This window comes from Microbacterium saccharophilum (genome assembly GCF_007992455.1).
Lineage (GTDB): Bacteria > Actinomycetota > Actinomycetes > Actinomycetales > Microbacteriaceae > Microbacterium > Microbacterium saccharophilum.
The window spans coordinates 55156-72230 of record NZ_BKAH01000001.1; the positions used below are offsets into that span (position 1 = coordinate 55156).

The window sequence follows — 17075 nt, forward strand, 5'->3', positions numbered from 1 at the left end:
GGACGCACGTTAGGCGCGGGGATGCGCCAGCCGGTAGGAGGCCGTCAGCTTCTCGGCCGAGACGTGCGTATAGATCTGCGTCGTGCCCAGGCTCGCATGGCCGAGGAGCTCCTGCACGGCACGGAGGTCGGCGCCGCCGTCGATCAGGTGCGTCGCGGCCGAGTGGCGCAGCGCATGCGGACCGACTGCACCGGCGCCGACCACGGGGCCGACCGTCCGGGCGACGACGTCGTACACGGCGCGCGGTCCGATCCGTCCGCCGCGGGCGCCGAGGAAGATCGCCGAGGGACGGGCCCCGGCTCCGGGGCCCGTGCGTCGCGCGAGCAGCGCCGACCGCCCGCGCACGAGGTAGGCGTCCAGGGCGCGTCCTGCGGGCGCCCCGAATGGGACGATCCGCTCCTTCGAGCCCTTTCCGACGACGCGCACGGTGCGGCGGTCGCGGTCGACCGCGTCGAGGTCCAGACCGCAGAGCTCTGATACGCGCAGCGCCGCGCCGTACAGCAGCTCGAGGATCGCGGCGTCACGGAGCGCAAGGGGATCGCCCTCCTCGTCCGCCACGGTGCGGGCGTCGTCGAGCAGCGATGCCATGGCCCCCGCCGTCGCGATGTGCGGGAGGGTGCGGCCCCGCTTGGGTGCGACGAGGCGCAGGCTCGGGTCGGTCCCCCGCAGTCCGGTCTCCACAGCCCAGTCGAAGAACCCGCGGGCGGACGCCGTGCGGCGCGCGATCGTCGCGCGGGCATCGCCGCGCTTGGTCGCCGTCCACAGCCATTCACGCAGCGTCTCCAGGTCGACGTCGGCGATCTCGAGGTCACCGCAAGAGCGGGTGAGGTCGGCGAGGTCGGCGCGGTAGGCGCGGACCGTCGCGGGCGAGAGGCGGCGCACGTCGGCGAGGTGTCCCGTGTACGCGGCGACCGCGGCGGAGATGCGCATGCGTCCAGCATGCCCCGCCCGCCCGGCGCGCGAACGGCGACCCTCCGGCGCCGGTCAGCACCGCCGCCACCCGTCGACGCCGCGCGATGCGCGGCCTTCGAGCTCGAGGAGCCCGAGGAGCGCGGCGGCGTCACCGGCGGAGAGGCCCGCGCGCCGCGCGACCTCCTCCGCGGAGCGGGCGACGCGCACGCCCAGCGCGTCGACGACCCGCGTCCGGTCGTCGGTGCGTCCCCCGTCGTCCGCTGACATCGTCACGGGCAGCCCGAGGAGCTCCCGTACGTCGTCGGCGGCGGTGATGCACTGCGCGTCGGCCTCCCGCAGCAGCCGGTGACATCCCGCGGACGCCGCGCTCGTGATCGGACCCGGCACCGCTCCCAGCGGTCGCCCGAGGGACGCCGCGTGGTGCGCGGTGTTGAGCGAGCCGCTGCGCCATCCCGCCTCCACGACGACGGTCGCCTGTGCCGCGGCGGCGATGAGGCGGTTGCGCGCGAGGAAGCGCCATTTGGTCGGCGTCGACCCGCAGGGCACCTCGGATGCCACGACGCCCGTCCGGGCGATGCGGTCGAGCAGGTCGCTGTGGCCGGCGGGATACGGGCGGTCGACGCCGCCGGCGAGGAGCGCCACCGTCAGCCCGTCGACGCGGAGGGCGGCGCGATGCGCGGAGCCGTCGACCCCGTACGCGGCGCCGGACACGATCGTCGTCCCCGTCGCGCCCAGCTCTGCGGCGAGCTCCATCGCGACGTGCTCGCCGTACGCCGTCGCCGCCCGCGCCCCGACGAGCGCGACGGCGGATCCCGGGGTCAGCGGGCGCTCCGGCGCACCGAGGGTCCACAGCGCGACGGGCGCGTGCGGTCCCAGGTCGTCGAAGCCCGCGGGCCACTGCGGATCGGCGGGCGTCAGCAGGACGGCTCCGGCGCGCCGTGCGGCGGCGAAGGTCTCGCCCACGCCCTCGACGCGGGGATGCCAGCGCTCCCTCGCCTTCTTCAGGCTGGCGGGCTCGACGCCGGCTTCCGCGGCCTCCGCCTCGCGCCCGTCCGTCAGCACTGCGATGGCGAGCGCCTCGGCGGCGCCCCACCGGTCGCGCAACGCGCCGCCGGTGCCGTCGCCCGGCTCGGCGAGCGCCGACCAGATGCCCCGCGCGAACCGGTCCCGCGCGGCGTCCTCGTCCTCCCCGGCCCCGCGTGCACCGGGGCTCCCCCGCAGCGCCGCACGCGCCGCGGCGCTGGACAGATCGGTACCCGTCATGCGTGCGTCCCTCTCTTCAGGTACAGCGCTCGGCCGATGTCCGGCACCTCGAGCCGGCCGCGCCCCGCGAGGTCCGCCACCGACCACGCCACGCGCAGCACGCGGTCGAACCCGCGCAGCGTGAGCGACCCGCGGTGCAGCGCGGCATCCAGCGGGCGACGGATGAGCGGCTCCGGCGCGAGCGGTCCCGATCGCAGCCACGCCCCGGACACCTCGGCGTTCGTCCGCCACGGGGTCTCACGGAGCCGGTGGGCGGCGCGGGAGCGCGCCTCCGCGACGCGTGCCCGCGCCGAGGCGGTCGTCTCCGTGCCGCCGCCCGCCCCGGTGATCTGCGCGAGGGACACCCGCTGCATGGCCAGCTCGATGTCGATGCGGTCAAGCAGCGGACCGGACAGCCGCGAGAGGTAGCGCCGGATCGCCATCGGCGGGCAGACGCAGGTCCCACCCGGCACCCCGTACACGCCGCACGGGCACGGGTTCGTCGCGAGGACGAGCTGGAACCGAGCGGGGAACGCGGCGCGGAAGCCCGCACGGTGGATCTCGATCCGGCCGGACTCGAGGGGCTGACGCAGGGCGTCCAGGGCGTGACCGCTGTACTCCCCCGCCTCGTCCAGGAAGAGGACCCCGCCGCTGGCGCGGGCGATCGCGCCGGGGCGGACGACGCGGCTCCCGCCGCCCACGAGCGCGGCGACGCTCGCGCTGTGGTGCGGGGCTTCGAACGGGGGCGTGCGCGGGAGCCCCCCCGTGACCGGAAGCCCCGCGAGCGAGCGGATCGAGGCCACCTGCAGCGCGGCGGTGTCGTCGAGATCGGGAAGGATGCCGGGGAGCCGCCGCGCCAGCATCGTCTTGCCGGCGCCGGGCGGCCCACTCATCAGGAGGTGGTGTCCGCCCGCCGCGGCGACGACGAGCGCATCCACGGCGTCGCGCTGCCCGACCACCTCGGCGAGCTCGGGCGGTTCCGTCTCCGCCTCCGGTGCGGCGGCGGCGGACGGGACGGGCTCCTCCTCCACCTCCGCGACGTCGAGGCCGTGCCAGCGCGCGACGTCGCGGAGGCTCACGGCGCCGAACACCTCGACGCCGTCGACCAGCTCCGCCTCGGAGCGGCAGGCATGCGGGACGACGACACGGCGGAAGCCCGCCCGCGCGGCGGCCAGGACGGCCGGCAGGATGCCGGGCACCGGCCGGAGACGCCCGTCGAGGCCCAGCTCGCCCAGGTGCACCGCGCCGGCGAGCGAGTCCCGGTCCATCGGGTGCTCGGTCGCGAGCGCCGCGAGGGCGATCGCGAGATCGAGCCCCGTGCCCTGCTTCGGCAGGCTCGCCGGCGAGAGGTTCACGGTCAGCCGGCGCCGCGGCAGGGCGAGGTCGCTGTTCGCGCACGCGTTGTGCACCCGCTGATGCGCTTCGGAGATCGCCTTGTCGGCCAGCCCGATGATCGCGAACCCCGGGGTCTGGTTCGACAGGTCGGCTTCGACCTCGACGACGTCGCCGACGAGCCCGGTGAGCGCCACCGACCACGTCCGCCCGAGGCTCACGCGAGGTCCTCGATGTGCTCGAGGACAGCGGTGGCGGGATCCTCTCCCGTGATGGCGATGACGTCCAGGCGCAGCCGCCTGCCCCGCGCGGCAGCCGGATGCGCGGCGATCCACGCGCAGGAGAGCCGCCACAGCCGCGCGCGCTTGCGCGCGTCGACGGCCTCGAAGGGATGCCCGAACCACTCCGTCCGCCGCGTCTTGACCTCGACGACGACGAGGTCCTCCCGCGACGCCGCGACGATGTCGATCTCGCCCGCGGGGCAGCGCCAGTTGCGGTCGAGGATCTGGTACCCGCCGCCCCGCAGGTACGACGCCGCACGGTCCTCACCGGCTCGGCCCCGCTCGTCCTTCAATGCCATGACGGCATCGTCCCGAGCGCGTCACCTCGTCAGGGCGTGCGGTCCCGGATCCGTGCAGGGGGCCGATGCGGCGGCATCCTGTGCAGGAGGCGATGCTCAGTCGAGCGAGAGCTCCTCAGGGAGCTGGAAGTCGCGGCGCTGCAGCTCCTCGACGTTGACGTCCTTGAACGTCAGCACGCGCACGGACTTCACGAACCGGTCGGCGCGGTAGATGTCCCACACCCACACGTCCTGCATCGAGATCTCGAAGTAGAAGTCGTGCTCGGTGTCCCGGCGGACGACGTTGACCTCGTTGGCGAGGTAGAACCGCCGTTCGGTCTCGATAACGTACTGGAACTGCGACACGACATCCCGGTACTCCTTGTAGAGCGCCAGTTCGAGTTCGCGGTCATAGTCCTCGAATACTTCGTCGTCCATGGTTCTTCCATCCTAGGGTCGCGGGAGGGCAAGGTCACCGCCCGGTCGCGGCGCCGGCATCGCCGGGCGGGTCAGAAGAGCGTGGGGGCGTCGGCGATCGCCCAGGATGCGCGATGGTGGTCGCTCAGCCCGTGCGAGCGGATCGCCTCGCGGTGCTCGAGACTCGCGTAGCCCTTGTTGCGCGCCCACTGGTAGACGGGCACCTCGTCGTGCAGCCGGGTCATGAGGGCATCGCGCGCGACCTTCGCGATGACGGATGCGGCTGCCGCCGACGCGCAGTCGCGGTCGGCCTTGATGATCGGGGTGACGCGCAGCCCGGCACCGCCCGCCGGGGTGATGTAGTCGTGGTTGCCGTCGAGGATGACGATGGCGTCCTCCGGGACGATGCCGTGGGCGCGCAGGTCGGCGATCGCGCGGAGCGCGGCGAGCCCCAGGGCGCGGATGATGCCGACGCTGTCGATCTCGGCGGCGCTCGCCCACCCGACCGAGGAGGCGTTCACCCAGCCGGCGGCCCGGTCCGCGACGGCGGCGCGGTGGTGCTCTGCGACGAGCTTCGAGTCGCGGAGGCCCTCGGGGATCCGGCGGCGGGCGCCCGCGGCGTCCACGACGGCGGCACCGACGGCGACGGGCCCGGCGAGGGCCCCGCGCCCGACCTCGTCGCAGGCGACGACGACGGCGTGCTCCTTGAGCAGGCGCCGCTCGACGGTGAGCTTCGGGGTCGCGACGGTCATGGCGTCCCGGGGTCCGGGATGCCGGCGAAGACATCGTGATGCGCGTCGATGAACCCGAACCGCGAGAGCGGCCAGGTCAGCAGGAACGCGCGCCCCACGACGTTGTCGACCGGCACGAAGCCGCGCGAGGGCTGATCGACGTTGTAGCGCGAGTCGCGGGAGTGGTCGCGGTTGTCACCGAGCACCCACAGCGAGCCGTCCGGCACCGTGACGTCGAACGGGACGTCCTCCGGAGCGCTCTGACCCTCCGCGAGGTTGAGGTACGCCGACTCGTCGACGGGGACGCCGTTGATCTCGATCTGCCCGAGGACGTTGCAGCACACCACATGGTCGCCGGCGACGCCGACGATCCGCTTGATGAGGTGGTCCTTGCTGTCCGGTGCGGAGATCCCGACGAGGGCGAGCACCCAGTCGACGGCCTCGACGGCGAAGGAGCGGTCGGGGGCGGGCGTCTGCGGCAGCCAGCCGCCCGGGTCGCGGAAGACGACGACGTCGCCGCGGTCGTAGCCGCCGAACCGCGGAGTGAGCTCGTCCACCAGGATCCGGTCGTCGATCTGCAGCGTCTGCTCCATGGAGCTGGACGGGATGAAGAACGAGCGGACGAGGAAGGTCTTGACGAGGAAGGACACGACGACGGCGATCAGCACGATCACGAGGACGTCGCGGACGAGCAGCCAGAACCGGTGCCTCCGGCGCGGGGATGCGGGTTCGCCCGCGGCATCAGCGGCCGGGGCCGTCGTCTCCGAAGTCATTCCCGTCCTTCACACGCACACACATCCGCCGGTCGCCCCGCGACCGCCCTACCAGGGTCCCACATCCGCGCCGCCGCGCGTGCCGCCGCGCGCACCTCGGACAGCGTGATGCCCCGGGACCGACGAACGGTCCCGGGGCATCACGACGTGAATCGCGCCGCGTCTCAGCGGTCGCGCTTCTCCTTGATCTTGGCCTTCTTGCCGCGGAGGTTGCGGAGGTAGTACAGCTTCGCGCGACGCACGTCACCGCGGGTGACGACCTCGATGTGGTCGATGACCGGGCTGTGCACCGGGAAGGTGCGCTCCACGCCGACCTGGAAGCTGATCTTGCGGACGGTGAAGGTCTCGCGCACGCCGTCGCCGGAGCGGCCGATGACGACGCCCTGGAAGATCTGGACGCGCGAGCGGTTGCCTTCCGTGATGTTGACGTGGACCTTCACGTTGTCGCCCGGCGCGAACACCGGGATGTCGTTGCGCAGGGATGCTGCGTCGACGGAGTCGAGGATCTGCATGATCGTCACTTCCTGCGACCGCCACAGGTCGATCGCGAGAGTTGAGGGAAAAGGATGGAGTGTGCCCCTGGCAGCCGAGACGGCGCCGTGCTCCCCTGAGGCAGAGCCTGTCCAGGGCACAAAGATTCATTCTGCCATGGATGACGGTGCGCTCAAAACCGGTTCAGGCGTCGCCGGTGCTCCGCTTCTCGGTCACGACGATCACCTCGTGCGGTTCCCGCGGGGTCTGGGACGGCGCGGGCGGCGGGATGTACCGGGCGCCGTCCGTCGCGCGCTGCAGCACGGCGCCCGGCTTCGCCTCGCGGAACAGCTGCCACAGCATGAGCCAGACGAGGCCGATGAAGACGACGATCGCGGCGGTCAGCAAAGGCCAGAAGGCGGCCGGGGAGAAGAATCCGACCGCGATCGTGAGGAGGTGCCAGAGCCCGAAGCCGGCGACATCCCACCACGACAGGGTGCGGGTGTGCCGGACCGTGCCGCGCGCGCGGGCGAGGAGCGTCAGCAGCACCTGGCCGACGAGCACGGAGGGGATGGCAATGACGATGACCCAGAGCAGCGCCCAGCCGCTCGCGCTGAACGCGATCCAGCCGATCAGCAGCCACAGCGGCAGGATCAGCGCCGCCGGCAGGAGCCATTGGTAGAACGCACGTCTCAGCCACATGCCTTCGATGCTACGCCGGTCCGTCAGAATGGTCTCTGAGGAAAGGATCAGGATGATCGAGTTGCGCACGCCTGCCGAGATCGAGGCGATGCGGCCCGCGGGCCGTTTCGTGGCGGAGGTCCTCGCGACCCTTCGCGATGAGACCACGGTCGGCACGAACCTGCTGGCGATCGACCGGTGCGCGCACGACCTCATCCGCCGCGCGGGTGCCGAGTCCTGCTACATCGACTACCACCCGTCCTTCGGCGCGAGTCCCTTCGGCAAGGTCATCTGCACGTCCATCAACGACGCCGTGCTGCACGGCCTCCCCCACGACTACGCGCTCCGGGACGGCGATCTCGTCTCCCTGGACTTCGCGGTGTCCGTCGACGGGTGGGTCGCCGACTCCGCCGTCTCGTTCGTCGTGGGGACACCCCGCGACGAGGACCTCGCCATCATCGACACCGCGGAGCGGGCCCTGGCGGCCGCGATCGACGCGGCGGTCGTCGGGCACCGCATCGGCGACATCTCGCATGCGATCGCCGGCGTCGCGCGCGCGGACGGCTACGCCATCAACACCGACTTCGGTGGGCACGGCGTCGGCCGGGAGATGCACGGCGACCCGCACGTGGCCAACGACGGCAAGCCGGGCCGCGGCTACCCGCTGCGCGCGGGCCTCGTGCTGGCGCTCGAGCCGTGGTTTCTGCAGACGACGGACGAGCTCGTCACCGACCCGGACGGCTGGACGCTGCGCAGCGTCGACGGCTCCCGCGGCGCGCACGCCGAGCACACCGTCGCGATCACCGATGCGGGACCGATCGTCCTGACCGACCGCTCATTCCTCGGCGTCGACTGACTCCGGCAGGAGGTCGGGCCGTCGCTCGCGGGTGCGCTGCACCTGCTGGTCGTGGCGCCATTGCGCGACGCGGCCGTGGTGGCCGCTGAGGAGCACGTCCGGCACGTCCCGGCCGCGCCAGGAGGCGGGCTTGGTGTAGGACGGGTACTCCAGCAGGCCGTCCTCGTGGGACTCCTCCACGAGACTCTCCGGGTTGCCCACGACACCGGGGATGAGCCGGCCGACCGCCTCGATCATGGCCATCGCGGCCACCTCGCCGCCGTTGAGCACGTAGTCGCCGAGGCTGACCAGGCGCACCTCGCCGAGCGTCGCGGCGTACGCGAAGACGCGCTCGTCGATGCCCTCGTAGCGACCGCAGCCGAAGACGAGGTGGGGCACCGCGGCGAGCTCGCGGGCCGTGGCCTGCGTGAACTGCTCGCCGGCGGGCGAGGGGAAGATGAACACGGGGCGGGCGGCGGAGTCCGCGGCGATCGCGTCGAGCGCCTCGCCCCAGGGCTCCGGCTTCATGACCATGCCGGCGCCGCCGCCGTACGGGGTGTCGTCGACGCTGCGGTGACGGTCGTGCGCGTGGTCGCGGAGATCGTGCACGCGGACGTCGAGGATGCCGCTGCCGCGGGCCTTGCCGAGGAGGGAGACCTCGAGGACGTCGAAGAACGCCGGGAAGATCGTGACGACGTCGATGCGCACGTCAGTCCTCGTCGGCCGGTTCCTCGGCGGGGGCGGTGTCCTCGTCGTCCGGCAGCTCTTCGAAGAGACCGGCAGGCGGCGTGACGGTCACGCGACCGGCGGCGAGGTCGACCTCGGGCACGATCGCCTTCACGAAGGGCACGAGGATCTCGCCGTCGCGGCCGGTGGGCGCGACGATGAGCATGTCCTGCGCCGGCAGGTGATCGACGCGCGCGACGCGCCCCACGACCGCACCGTCGCGGACGACGTCGAGTCCGACGAGCTGGTGGTCGTACCAGGCGTCCTCCTCGGCCGGCGCGGACGCGTCGTCCTGATCGATCCAGAGGATCGCGCGCACGATCGACTCGGCGCCGTCGCGGTCGTCGATGTCCTCGAAGAAGACGACGGGGTGCGAGTTCATCCAGCGGAACTCGCGGACCGTGACGATCTTGCCGTGCCACGGCGAGGACTCCGGCACCTGGAGGGTGAACTCGGCGCCGGGTACGAAGCGCCCGTCCGGGTCGTCGGTGTACAGCTCGAGCTTGAGGGCGCCCTTGAGCCCGTGCGCCTTGACAAGACGGCCGACACGCAGCTGCGTGCGGGCCGGCTTCGCAGCGGACATCTCAGTCGTCCGCGACGTCGACGCGGACGCGCTTTCCGTCGGCCAGTGCGGACACGAGCGTCCGCAGCGCCTTGGCCGTGCGTCCGCCGCGCCCGATCACACGCCCCCGGTCATCGGGGTGCACGCGCACCTCGAGGACGTCGCCTCGCGGCGACGAGGAGGCGTTGATGGTGACATCGTCGGGGTGATCGACGATCCCCTTGACGATGTGCTCGAGCGCGGCGGCCAGCAACGGATTACTCTGCGTCGGCCTCGGCGGCGGGCGCCTCGGCGTCGGAGGTGTTGGACTCGGCGGGAGCCTCGGCCTTCTTGGCCTGGGGCTTGAGCACCGACTTCTTGCCGGCGTCGACCGAGAAGGCCGCCTTCGGCTCGGCGGTCTTCACCGTCGAGACGGCGTTCGCGTCGCCCTTGAAGGTGCCCCAGTCGCCCGTGAGCTTGAGGAGCGCCGCGACCTGCTCGGTCGGCTGGGCGCCCACGGAGAGCCAGTACTGCGCACGCGCGGAGTCGACCTCGATGAACGAGGGCTCCTCGGTCGGGTGGTACTTGCCGATCTCCTCGATGACGCGACCGTCGCGCTTGGTGCGCGAGTCCGCGACGACGATGCGATAGTACGGCGCACGGATCTTGCCGAGGCGCTTGAGACGGATCTTGACAGCCACAATTCTCCTGAATGTGTAAGAGGTGATGAACGTCGCCTGGAGCGTGGGGTGCACACCCGGCGGGGAGCTCTGGGTGGACGCGCCCCGCCGGATTAGAGGGTCGAGCGGGTGGTCCAAGGATCCATTTTGCCAGATCCGGACGGATGCCGCGAACCGGCCGCCGCGCGCCGTGTCAGACTGAGCGGATGACGGTGCCGTTTGCGACATCCGCCCGCTCCACGGTCGGGCTCGAATGGGAGATCATGCTCGCCGACGGGGCGACGGGCGACCTCGCGCCTCGCGCGCCCGACCTCATCGCGCAGGTCGAGGAGCCGACCGCGCTGGAACGCTACACCGTGACCGGCGAGCTGCTGACGAACACCATCGAGGTCACGAGCGGCGTCGGCGACACGGTCGCGGCGGCCGTCGACGACATCGCCGACGCGATCGCCACGGTCCGCACGGTCACCGACCCGATGGGACTCGAGCTGCTGTGCGCCGGCAGCCATCCGTTCGCGCAGTGGTACGACCAGCAGATCACCGACAAGACGCGCTATCACAAGCTCATCGAGCGCACCCAGTGGTGGGGGCGCAACATGATGATCTGGGGCATCCACGTGCACGTGGGCGTCGACGACGTCAACAAGGTGTTCCCGATCATCAACGCGCTGGCGGTGTACCTCCCGCATCTGCAGGCCCTCTCGGCATCCAGCCCCTTCTGGGCCGGCGACCGGACCGGATACGCCTCCAACCGCGCCCTCGTCTTCCAGCAGCTGCCCACGGCGGGGCTCCCCTGGCCCCTGGCCGACTGGAGCCAGTACGAGGGCTACCTCGAGGACATGGTGCGCACCGGGGTCATCGAGGACGCGACGGAGGTCCGCTGGGACATCCGGCCGGCCCCGCGCTGGGGCACCATCGAGATCCGTGCGTGCGACGGCATGTCGACCCTTCCCGAACTCGCCGCCGTCGCCGCCCTCGTCCAGGTGCTCGTCGAGCACTTCTCGCGTGAGCTCGACGAGGGCCGCGAACTCCCCACCATCCAGCCCTGGTTCATCCGGGAGAACAAGTGGCGGGCTGCCCGGTACGGACTCGACGCCCGCGTGATCGTGGACCACGACGGCACGCAGCGTCTCGTCACCGATCACCTGCGCGAGACGATGGATCGGCTCATGCCGGTCGCGGAGGAGCTGCATTGCGCACGCGAGTTCGCGGGCCTCGGCGCGATCGTCGAGCAGGGCGCGAGCTACGCGCGACAGCTGCGGGTGGCCGACGCCGCGGAGGGCGATCTCCGGGAAGTCGTCCAGCACCTCATCCGCGAGTTCCGCGCGGGCCCGACCCTGCGCGACCACCTGGCGACGCTGCGTCCCTGACGCCGGCGGGCCGAGGCTCAGCCCTTGCCGAAGAGCTTCTGGATCTCGGCGAGGTCGGCCTCGGTCGGCTGCGGCGCACCGCCGCCGAGCCCGAAGCCGGAGCCCGTGGGTGCCGCCGCCGCGATGCCGGCGTTCTCCGCCGCGCGCTTGGCGGGGTTTCCCGACCGCGAGACGCCCGACTTCTTCTTCGCCTGCTTGCCGCGCTTGCTGGACGCGCCGGGCTTGCCGCCCATGGGGCCCATGCCGGGGATGTTGGGGACGCCGCCGCGCGCGACGGTCTTCATCATCTTCGCGGCCTGCTCGAAGCGGTTCACGAGCGCGTTGACGTCGGTGACGGTCATGCCCGAGCCGCGGGCGATGCGCAGCCGCCGCGAGCCGTTGAGGACCTTCGGGTTGCGGCGCTCCCCCGGGGTCATCGAGCGGATGATCGCCTCGGTGCGGTCGATCTCACGCTCGTCGAAGTCCTCGAGCTGCTGCTTCATCTGCCCCATGCCCGGCAGCATGCCGAGCATCTTCTTCATCGAGCCCATCTTGCGCATCTGCTGCAGCTGGCCGAGGAAGTCCTCCAGGGTGAACTGCTCCGTCGCGAGCTTCTCGGCGACCTTGAGCGCCTCCTCCTCGTCGAACGCGGCCTGCGCCTGCTCGATGAGGGTGAGGATGTCTCCGAGGTCGAGGATGCGGCTCGCCATGCGGTCCGGGTGGAACGCTTCGAGGTCGTCCAGGCCCTCGCCGGTGGACGCGAAGATGATGGGACGTCCCGTGACGGATGCCACGGACAGCGCCGCGCCGCCGCGGGCGTCGCCGTCCAGCTTGCTCAGCACGACGCCGGTGAAGTCGACGCCGTCCTGGAAGGCCTTGGCCGTGTTGACGGCATCCTGGCCGATCATCGCGTCGATGACGAAGAGGACCTCGTCGGGGTCGGTGGCCTTGCGGATGTCGGCGGCCTGCTTCATCAGCTCCGCGTCCACGCCGAGCCGGCCCGCCGTGTCGATGATGACGACGTCGTGCTGCTGGCGGCGCGCGGTCTCGACGCCGTCGCGGGCGACGCGGACGGGGTCACCGGTGCCGTTGCCCGGCTCCGGTGCGTAGACGGCGGCGCCGGCCTGCCCGGCGACCACCTGCAGCTGGTTCACGGCGTTCGGGCGCTGCAGGTCCGCGGCGACGAGGAGCGGCGTGTGGCCGTCCTTCTGCAGCATCCGCGCGAGCTTGCCGGCGAAGGTGGTCTTTCCGGAGCCCTGCAGGCCCGCGAGCATGATGACCGTGGGCGGGTTCTTCGCGAACTGGAGGCGCCGCTGCTCGCCGCCGAGGATCGCGACGAGCTCCTCGTTGACGATCTGGACGACCTGCTGCGCCGGGTTCAGCGCGCGGTTGACCTCGTCGCCGAGCGCCCGTTCGCGCACCTTGGCCGTGAACTCCTTGACGACGGTCAGCGCGACGTCGGCGTCCAGGAGCGCGCGACGGATCTCGCGGACGGTGCCGTCCACATCCGCGGGCGTGAGCTGCCCCTTCTTGCGGAGGTTGCGGAAGGTCTCGGTGAGCCGGTCGGAGAGGGTGCCGAAAGTCGCCATGATCCGACGATTCTACCGTCGCGCGTCGGCGCCCGATTCCGCTGCGGGCTCCTGGAAGATCGTGACCTGCAGTCCGGCCGGGGCGCGGAGGCGCGCGTTGACGGAACCCCACGGCGTCACGCGCGGCGCCGCCTCCAGCCGGGCGCCCCCGGAGACGAGCGCGTCGGTCACGACGGCGGTGTCCGAGACCTCGAACCCGATGCGGATCGGCTCGCTCGGTGCGTCTCCGTCGGTCTCCACGGCATCGATGAGCGCGACCTGGGCGGCGTTGGCGAGTTCGAGCGTCGCCCGCCCGGCGTCCAGGATGGCGACGCGCGCGCCCGCGGGTCCCTCGTACGCGTCCTGCTCGCGCATGCCCATCGTGTCGCGGTAGAAGGTGAGGGCGTCCTCGAAATCCTCCGCGCAGGCGACGACGCGGAGCTGGCGGACCGGGCCGGGCACAGTGACGGCGGCGGCCGCGAGGGCCGTGCCCAGGAGCGCGGGCAGCGCCGTCCGCCCCGGGCCGACACAGGCCCACTGCGCGATCGCCGCCCACACGGCGCCGGCGTGCGCGGATCCCGCCACGGCGGCGGCCAGGCGGGGCGTCCCCGCCCGCTCGAGCCGGTCGGCGACGGCGACGGCGATGCGCGCCTGCCGGAGCGCGGCCTCCCGCCGCAGCTCGTCGACGAGCCCCATCGCCTCGCTGTTGGCCACGGCGAGGGCGAGGCTGTCCGCCGCGACGGTCGCGCCCAGGGCGGTCAGCGCGGCGCGGACGTCCCCGGGCGCATCCGCTCCGCCCCCCGCGCGCAGCCGCTCCTCGAGTTCCGCGATCCGCTCGTCGAGCCCGCCCCACAGGATGTCGGCCTTCGACCCGAAGTAGTTGAAGAAGCTGGATCGGCTGACGCCGGCTCGCCGAGTGATGTCCGTCACCGTCGTGGCGTCGTAACCCTGCTCGAGGAACAGCTCGCAGGCGGCGTCGGCGAGCGTGTCGCGCGAGGAGGCCCTGGGTCGTCCGCTGGTCACGCGCCCATCGTAGCGAGCAGGTATTGTTGGACGCGGTCTATCAATGCCCATCCCCGCGATCCGGAGGAGCGTCATGCTCGATGTCCAGACGGTCGGCCTCGCGCCGGACCTCGTCCCCTACCTCGACGGCTGGGCGCTGCAGCGCGAGGTCCACGCCGCCGTCGTCGCCCGCGAACGGCCCGACACCCTGCTGCTCATGGAGCACGAGAGCGTCTACACGGCAGGTGCCCGCACGGCGCGCCACGAGCGTCCTACCGACGGCACACCGGTCGTGGACGTCGACCGCGGCGGAAAGATCACGTGGCACGGGCCCGGCCAGCTCGTCGGCTACCCGATCGTGCGGCTCCCGGAACCCGTCGACGTCGTGGCGCACGTCCGGATGCTCGAGGAGGTGCTGATCGGCGTGCTGCGCGGCTATGGCGTGGCGGGGCACCGGGTCGAGGGGCGCAGCGGCGTGTGGGTGCGCCGGCCGCTGTCCGAGGACAAGGTCGCCGCGATCGGGGTGCGCGTGCAGCGCGGCGTCACGATGCACGGCTTCGCCCTGAACTGCGACAACTCCCTCGCCGCGTTCTCCCGGATCGTCCCGTGCGGGATCTCGGATGCCGGCGTCACGACGCTCAGCGAGGCCGCGGGCGCCCACCTCTCCCCCGCCGACGTCGTGGATGCCGTCGCCTCCGCCTTCCGCGCCGCCTCGTCAGCCGCCTCGTCAGCCGTCTCGGCAGGCGTCTCCGCGGCGGAGGTCGCCGCGTGAGCGCCTGCGGCACCGGTCCGGCGTCGCCGGCGGCGGCCGCGCCGGGCGGACGCAAGCTCCTCCGCCTCGAGGTCCGCAACGCCGAGACGCCGATCGAGCGGAAGCCGGAATGGATCAAGACGAAGGCGAAGCTCGGCCCCGAGTATCAGGCCCTGCACTCTCTCGTGAAGGAGGAAGGGCTGCACACCGTCTGCCAGGAGGCGGGCTGCCCCAACATCTACGAGTGCTGGGAGGACCGCGAGGCCACGTTCCTCATCGGCGGCTCGCAGTGCACGCGCCGGTGCGACTTCTGCCAGATCGACACCGGCAAGCCGGCCGACTACGACACCGACGAGCCCCGCCGGGTCGCCGAGAGCGTGCGGCGGATGCGGCTGCGCTACGCCACGGTCACCGGTGTGGCGCGGGACGACCTGCCGGACGGCGGCGCGTGGCTGCACGCCGAGACGGTGCGGCGCATCCACGCCGACAACCCCGGCACCGGCGTGGAGATCCTCGCCACCGACTTCAACGGCGACCCGGTGCTGCTCGACGAGGTCTTCGACGCGCGTCCCGAGGTCTTCGCGCACAACGTCGAGACGGTCCCGCGCATCTTCAAGCGCATCCGCCCCGCGTTCCGCTACGACCGCTCCCTCGGCGTCCTCACCCGCGCGCGCGACGCCGGCCTCATCACGAAGTCCAACCTCATCCTCGGGATGGGCGAGGAGCCGGAGGAGGTCGTGCAGGCGCTGCAGGACCTGCACGACGCCGGCACCGACATCATCACCATCACGCAGTACCTGCGGCCTTCGCCCCGGCACCTGCCGGTGGCCCGCTGGGTCAAGCCCGACGAGTTCGTCGCGTTCAAGGACGAGGCCGAGCGGATCGGTTTCCTCGGCGTCCTCGCCGGCCCCCTCGTGCGCTCCTCCTACCGCGCGGGCCGTCTCTGGGCGCAGTCGATGCTCTCCAAGGGACGCGAGATCCCCGAGGACCTCGCCCACCTCGCCACCGACATCGCCCGCGACGGGGCGACCTTCGCGCAGGCGGTCTGAACTCGGGCGGTGCGGCTCAGTCGGCGCTCGTGACCGACTGGACCGCGCCGTCGGAGGTGAGGTTGACGAGGAGGACCTCGTCGGTCGCGTCCGGGTCGAGCGCGTATTCGAGGACCGCGAAGGGGTCCGAGCCGCCGTGCTCGTCGGCGAGGATCGTCATGCTCACCAGCTGCAGCGACCGGATGATGTCCACGTGCACGTCGCCGGAGATGTCCACGAGGACATCCTCGATGCCCTCGCCCAGCTGCTCCTGCTGCTGCAGGATGTACTCGATGACCTCGCTCGTGCGATCGTCGAGCTCGTCGACCATCGCGTTGCGCGCCTGCATGTCGATGTCCTCGATCGAGGAGATCATGGCCGCCGCGACGTCCAGCGCGGCGGCGGAGACGTCGTCCTGATCGGGCGCGGTCAGGTCGACGGTGACACTCTGGTCGCCGAGGTCGACGCTCTCGGACCAGAAGATCGATCCGTCGGGTCCGGACTCGAGGAGTCCGAAGTAGTCGTGCTCGATCGCCATACGCCCATGAAACCAGCCTCGCGACCCGGACGCGACCCCGGCCACGCCGAATCGCCGGATCAGTCCACGAGCGCGGCGGCGAAGACGTGCGGAGTGAAGCCCGTGAGGTCGCCGATGCCCTCGCCCTGGCCGAGCAGCTTCACCGGGATTCCGGTGCGCTCCTGCACCGCGAGGACGAAGCCGCCCTTGGCGGAGCCGTCGAGCTTGGTCAGGACGAGGCCCGTGACGCCGGCGTGCTGGAGGAAGGCCTCCGCCTGCATGACGCCGTTCTGACCCGTCGTGGCGTCCAGCACGAGGAGCACCTCGCTGATGGGCGCCTGCTTCTCGATGACGCGGCGGATCTTGGTGAGCTCGTCCATGAGCCCGCCCTTGGTGTGCAGACGCCCCGCCGTGTCGACGAGGACGATCTCCGTGCCGGTGCGCTTGGCGTAGTCGATGGTCTGGAAGGCGACGGATGCCGGGTCCTGGCCCTCCTGCTGCGGACGCACGATCGCCGCTCCCCCGCGCTCGGCCCACGTCGCGAGCTGGTCGACGGCCGCCGCGCGGAAGGTGTCGGCGGCGCCGACGACGACCGTGCGGCCGAAGCGCTGCAGGTACTTCGCGAACTTGCCGATCGTGGTCGTCTTCCCGACGCCGTTGACCCCGACGACGAGGACGACGGCGGGGCGCTCGGTGAGGCGCAGCGTCGTGTCGAACTTGGCGAAGTGCTCCTCGAGGGTCTCCTTCAGCATCCGCTGCAGGTCGCGCGGGTCGGTCGTGCGGAACCGGTCCACCTTCTCGCGCAGCTCGTCGATGAGGCGCTCGGTGACATCCGGGCCGAAGTCCGCGGTCAGCAGGGCGGTCTCCAGGTCCTCCCAGGTCGTCTCGTCGATCGTGGGCTTGACGAACATGCCGCGCAGCGCGCGACCGAGCGACCAGGAGTTCTCCGCCATGTCTCCA

Annotated in this window: 21 protein-coding genes; 4 read left to right on the plus strand and 17 right to left on the minus strand. The window is 72.0% G+C overall.

Features of this window, described 5'->3' with window-relative positions:
- Nucleotides 1-9: 9 nt before the first annotated feature.
- From MSA03_RS00295 to MSA03_RS00335, 9 genes are all read right to left on the minus strand, one after another.
- Nucleotides 10-930, minus strand: a complete 921-nt coding sequence (locus MSA03_RS00295; RefSeq protein ID WP_147049226.1) for a tyrosine recombinase XerC — start codon at nt 928-930, stop codon at nt 10-12.
- A gap of 54 nt (nt 931-984) precedes the next feature.
- Complete coding sequence (dprA, locus tag MSA03_RS00300) at nt 985-2175, minus strand: DNA-processing protein DprA (protein ID WP_147049227.1); 1191 nt, start codon at nt 2173-2175, stop codon at nt 985-987.
- Nucleotides 2172-3707, minus strand: coding sequence for a YifB family Mg chelatase-like AAA ATPase (locus MSA03_RS00305; RefSeq protein ID WP_147049228.1), 1536 nt, complete (start codon nt 3705-3707; stop codon nt 2172-2174). The genes dprA and MSA03_RS00305 overlap by 4 nt, the downstream gene beginning before the upstream one ends.
- Nucleotides 3704-4066, minus strand: coding sequence for a YraN family protein (locus tag MSA03_RS00310; protein ID WP_028495444.1), 363 nt, complete (start codon nt 4064-4066; stop codon nt 3704-3706). Before MSA03_RS00310 ends, MSA03_RS00305 begins: the two co-directional genes overlap by 4 nt.
- 96 nt (nt 4067-4162) lie before the next feature.
- Nucleotides 4163-4483 (minus strand): DUF2469 family protein, encoded by a 321-nt coding sequence (locus tag MSA03_RS00315; RefSeq protein ID WP_028495443.1) that lies wholly within the window; start codon nt 4481-4483, stop codon nt 4163-4165.
- 71 nt (nt 4484-4554) lie between these two features.
- Complete coding sequence (gene rnhB / locus MSA03_RS00320) at nt 4555-5214, minus strand: ribonuclease HII (RefSeq protein ID WP_147049229.1); 660 nt, start codon at nt 5212-5214, stop codon at nt 4555-4557.
- On the minus strand, nt 5211-5966 hold the full coding sequence (gene lepB / locus MSA03_RS00325) for a signal peptidase I (RefSeq protein ID WP_147049230.1): 756 nt from the start codon (nt 5964-5966) through the stop codon (nt 5211-5213). Before lepB ends, rnhB begins: the two co-directional genes overlap by 4 nt.
- A gap of 164 nt (nt 5967-6130) precedes the next feature.
- Complete coding sequence (rplS, locus tag MSA03_RS00330) at nt 6131-6478, minus strand: 50S ribosomal protein L19 (RefSeq protein ID WP_028495440.1); 348 nt, start codon at nt 6476-6478, stop codon at nt 6131-6133.
- Nucleotides 6479-6641: 163 nt separating this feature from the next.
- Nucleotides 6642-7139, minus strand: coding sequence for an MFS transporter permease (locus MSA03_RS00335; protein WP_147049231.1), 498 nt, complete (start codon nt 7137-7139; stop codon nt 6642-6644).
- Between the two features lie 52 nt (nt 7140-7191).
- On the opposite strand from MSA03_RS00335, the gene map reads away from it, so the two are divergent.
- Nucleotides 7192-7974 (plus strand): type I methionyl aminopeptidase, encoded by a 783-nt coding sequence (gene map / locus MSA03_RS00340; protein ID WP_147049232.1) that lies wholly within the window; start codon nt 7192-7194, stop codon nt 7972-7974.
- Here the strand turns inward: map and trmD are convergent.
- From trmD to rpsP, 4 genes are read right to left on the minus strand one after another with little or no spacing between them, the layout of a single operon-like run.
- Complete coding sequence (gene trmD / locus MSA03_RS00345; protein WP_147049233.1) at nt 7954-8661, minus strand: tRNA (guanosine(37)-N1)-methyltransferase TrmD; 708 nt, start codon at nt 8659-8661, stop codon at nt 7954-7956. The two genes, map and trmD, sit on opposite strands and share 21 nt — an antisense overlap.
- A gap of 1 nt (nt 8662) precedes the next feature.
- Nucleotides 8663-9262, minus strand: a complete 600-nt coding sequence (gene rimM / locus MSA03_RS00350; RefSeq protein ID WP_147049234.1) for a ribosome maturation factor RimM — start codon at nt 9260-9262, stop codon at nt 8663-8665.
- A gap of 1 nt (nt 9263) precedes the next feature.
- The gene (locus MSA03_RS00355; RefSeq protein ID WP_028495435.1) at nt 9264-9494 is read right to left on the minus strand and encodes an RNA-binding protein; all 231 of its coding nucleotides are present in this window, start codon (nt 9492-9494) and stop codon (nt 9264-9266) included.
- A gap of 4 nt (nt 9495-9498) precedes the next feature.
- A complete protein-coding gene (gene rpsP, locus MSA03_RS00360; protein ID WP_028495434.1) occupies nt 9499-9921 on the minus strand; it encodes a 30S ribosomal protein S16 in 423 nt (140 codons plus the stop codon).
- A gap of 185 nt (nt 9922-10106) precedes the next feature.
- Between rpsP and MSA03_RS00365 the strand changes: the two genes are divergently transcribed.
- Entirely contained in the window at nt 10107-11270 is a 1164-nt protein-coding gene (locus tag MSA03_RS00365) for a glutamate--cysteine ligase (protein ID WP_147049235.1), read from the plus strand.
- A 17-nt stretch (nt 11271-11287) separates the two neighbouring features.
- Here the strand turns inward: MSA03_RS00365 and ffh are convergent, their stop codons facing one another.
- Complete coding sequence (gene ffh, locus MSA03_RS00370) at nt 11288-12838, minus strand: signal recognition particle protein (RefSeq protein WP_147049236.1); 1551 nt, start codon at nt 12836-12838, stop codon at nt 11288-11290.
- Nucleotides 12839-12850: 12 nt separating this feature from the next.
- Complete coding sequence (locus MSA03_RS00375) at nt 12851-13840, minus strand: TetR family transcriptional regulator (RefSeq protein ID WP_147049237.1); 990 nt, start codon at nt 13838-13840, stop codon at nt 12851-12853.
- 73 nt (nt 13841-13913) lie between these two features.
- Between MSA03_RS00375 and lipB the strand changes: the two genes are divergently transcribed.
- Nucleotides 13914-14591 (plus strand): lipoyl(octanoyl) transferase LipB, encoded by a 678-nt coding sequence (gene lipB / locus MSA03_RS00380; protein WP_147049238.1) that lies wholly within the window; start codon nt 13914-13916, stop codon nt 14589-14591.
- Nucleotides 14588-15619: a lipoyl synthase gene (gene lipA, locus MSA03_RS00385; protein WP_147049239.1), complete on the plus strand. Its 1032-nt coding sequence runs from the start codon at nt 14588-14590 to the stop codon at nt 15617-15619. Before lipB ends, lipA begins: the two co-directional genes overlap by 4 nt.
- Nucleotides 15620-15635: 16 nt before the next feature.
- Here the strand turns inward: lipA and MSA03_RS00390 are convergent, their stop codons facing one another.
- Together MSA03_RS00390 and ftsY are read right to left on the minus strand one after the other, a co-directional pair.
- Nucleotides 15636-16136 (minus strand): DUF2004 domain-containing protein, encoded by a 501-nt coding sequence (locus tag MSA03_RS00390; protein ID WP_147049240.1) that lies wholly within the window; start codon nt 16134-16136, stop codon nt 15636-15638.
- 59 nt (nt 16137-16195) lie between these two features.
- Nucleotides 16196-17068, minus strand: a complete 873-nt coding sequence (gene ftsY / locus MSA03_RS00395; RefSeq protein WP_147049241.1) for a signal recognition particle-docking protein FtsY — start codon at nt 17066-17068, stop codon at nt 16196-16198.
- Nucleotides 17069-17075 lie beyond the last annotated feature (7 nt).

What these genes read in the sequence shown, in the direction of transcription:
- MSA03_RS00295 (WP_147049226.1), bottom strand. Translation starts at nt 930, where the DNA reads ATGCGCATCTCCGCCGCGGTCGCCGCGTACACGGGACACCTCGCCGAC.
- dprA (WP_147049227.1), bottom strand. Translation starts at nt 2,175, where the DNA reads ATGACGGGTACCGATCTGTCCAGCGCCGCGGCGCGTGCGGCGCTGCGG.
- MSA03_RS00310 (WP_028495444.1), bottom strand. Translation starts at nt 4,066, where the DNA reads ATGGCATTGAAGGACGAGCGGGGCCGAGCCGGTGAGGACCGTGCGGCG.
- MSA03_RS00315 (WP_028495443.1), bottom strand. Translation starts at nt 4,483, where the DNA reads ATGGACGACGAAGTATTCGAGGACTATGACCGCGAACTCGAACTGGCG.
- rnhB (WP_147049229.1), bottom strand. Translation starts at nt 5,214, where the DNA reads ATGACCGTCGCGACCCCGAAGCTCACCGTCGAGCGGCGCCTGCTCAAG.
- lepB (WP_147049230.1), bottom strand. Translation starts at nt 5,966, where the DNA reads ATGACTTCGGAGACGACGGCCCCGGCCGCTGATGCCGCGGGCGAACCC.
- rplS (WP_028495440.1), bottom strand. Translation starts at nt 6,478, where the DNA reads ATGCAGATCCTCGACTCCGTCGACGCAGCATCCCTGCGCAACGACATC.
- MSA03_RS00335 (WP_147049231.1), bottom strand. Translation starts at nt 7,139, where the DNA reads ATGTGGCTGAGACGTGCGTTCTACCAATGGCTCCTGCCGGCGGCGCTG.
- map (WP_147049232.1), top strand. Translation starts at nt 7,192, where the DNA reads ATGATCGAGTTGCGCACGCCTGCCGAGATCGAGGCGATGCGGCCCGCG.
- rimM (WP_147049234.1), bottom strand. Translation starts at nt 9,262, where the DNA reads ATGTCCGCTGCGAAGCCGGCCCGCACGCAGCTGCGTGTCGGCCGTCTT.
- MSA03_RS00365 (WP_147049235.1), top strand. Translation starts at nt 10,107, where the DNA reads ATGACGGTGCCGTTTGCGACATCCGCCCGCTCCACGGTCGGGCTCGAA.
- ffh (WP_147049236.1), bottom strand. Translation starts at nt 12,838, where the DNA reads ATGGCGACTTTCGGCACCCTCTCCGACCGGCTCACCGAGACCTTCCGC.
- lipB (WP_147049238.1), top strand. Translation starts at nt 13,914, where the DNA reads ATGCTCGATGTCCAGACGGTCGGCCTCGCGCCGGACCTCGTCCCCTAC.
- MSA03_RS00390 (WP_147049240.1), bottom strand. Translation starts at nt 16,136, where the DNA reads ATGGCGATCGAGCACGACTACTTCGGACTCCTCGAGTCCGGACCCGAC.
- ftsY (WP_147049241.1), bottom strand. Translation starts at nt 17,068, where the DNA reads ATGGCGGAGAACTCCTGGTCGCTCGGTCGCGCGCTGCGCGGCATGTTC.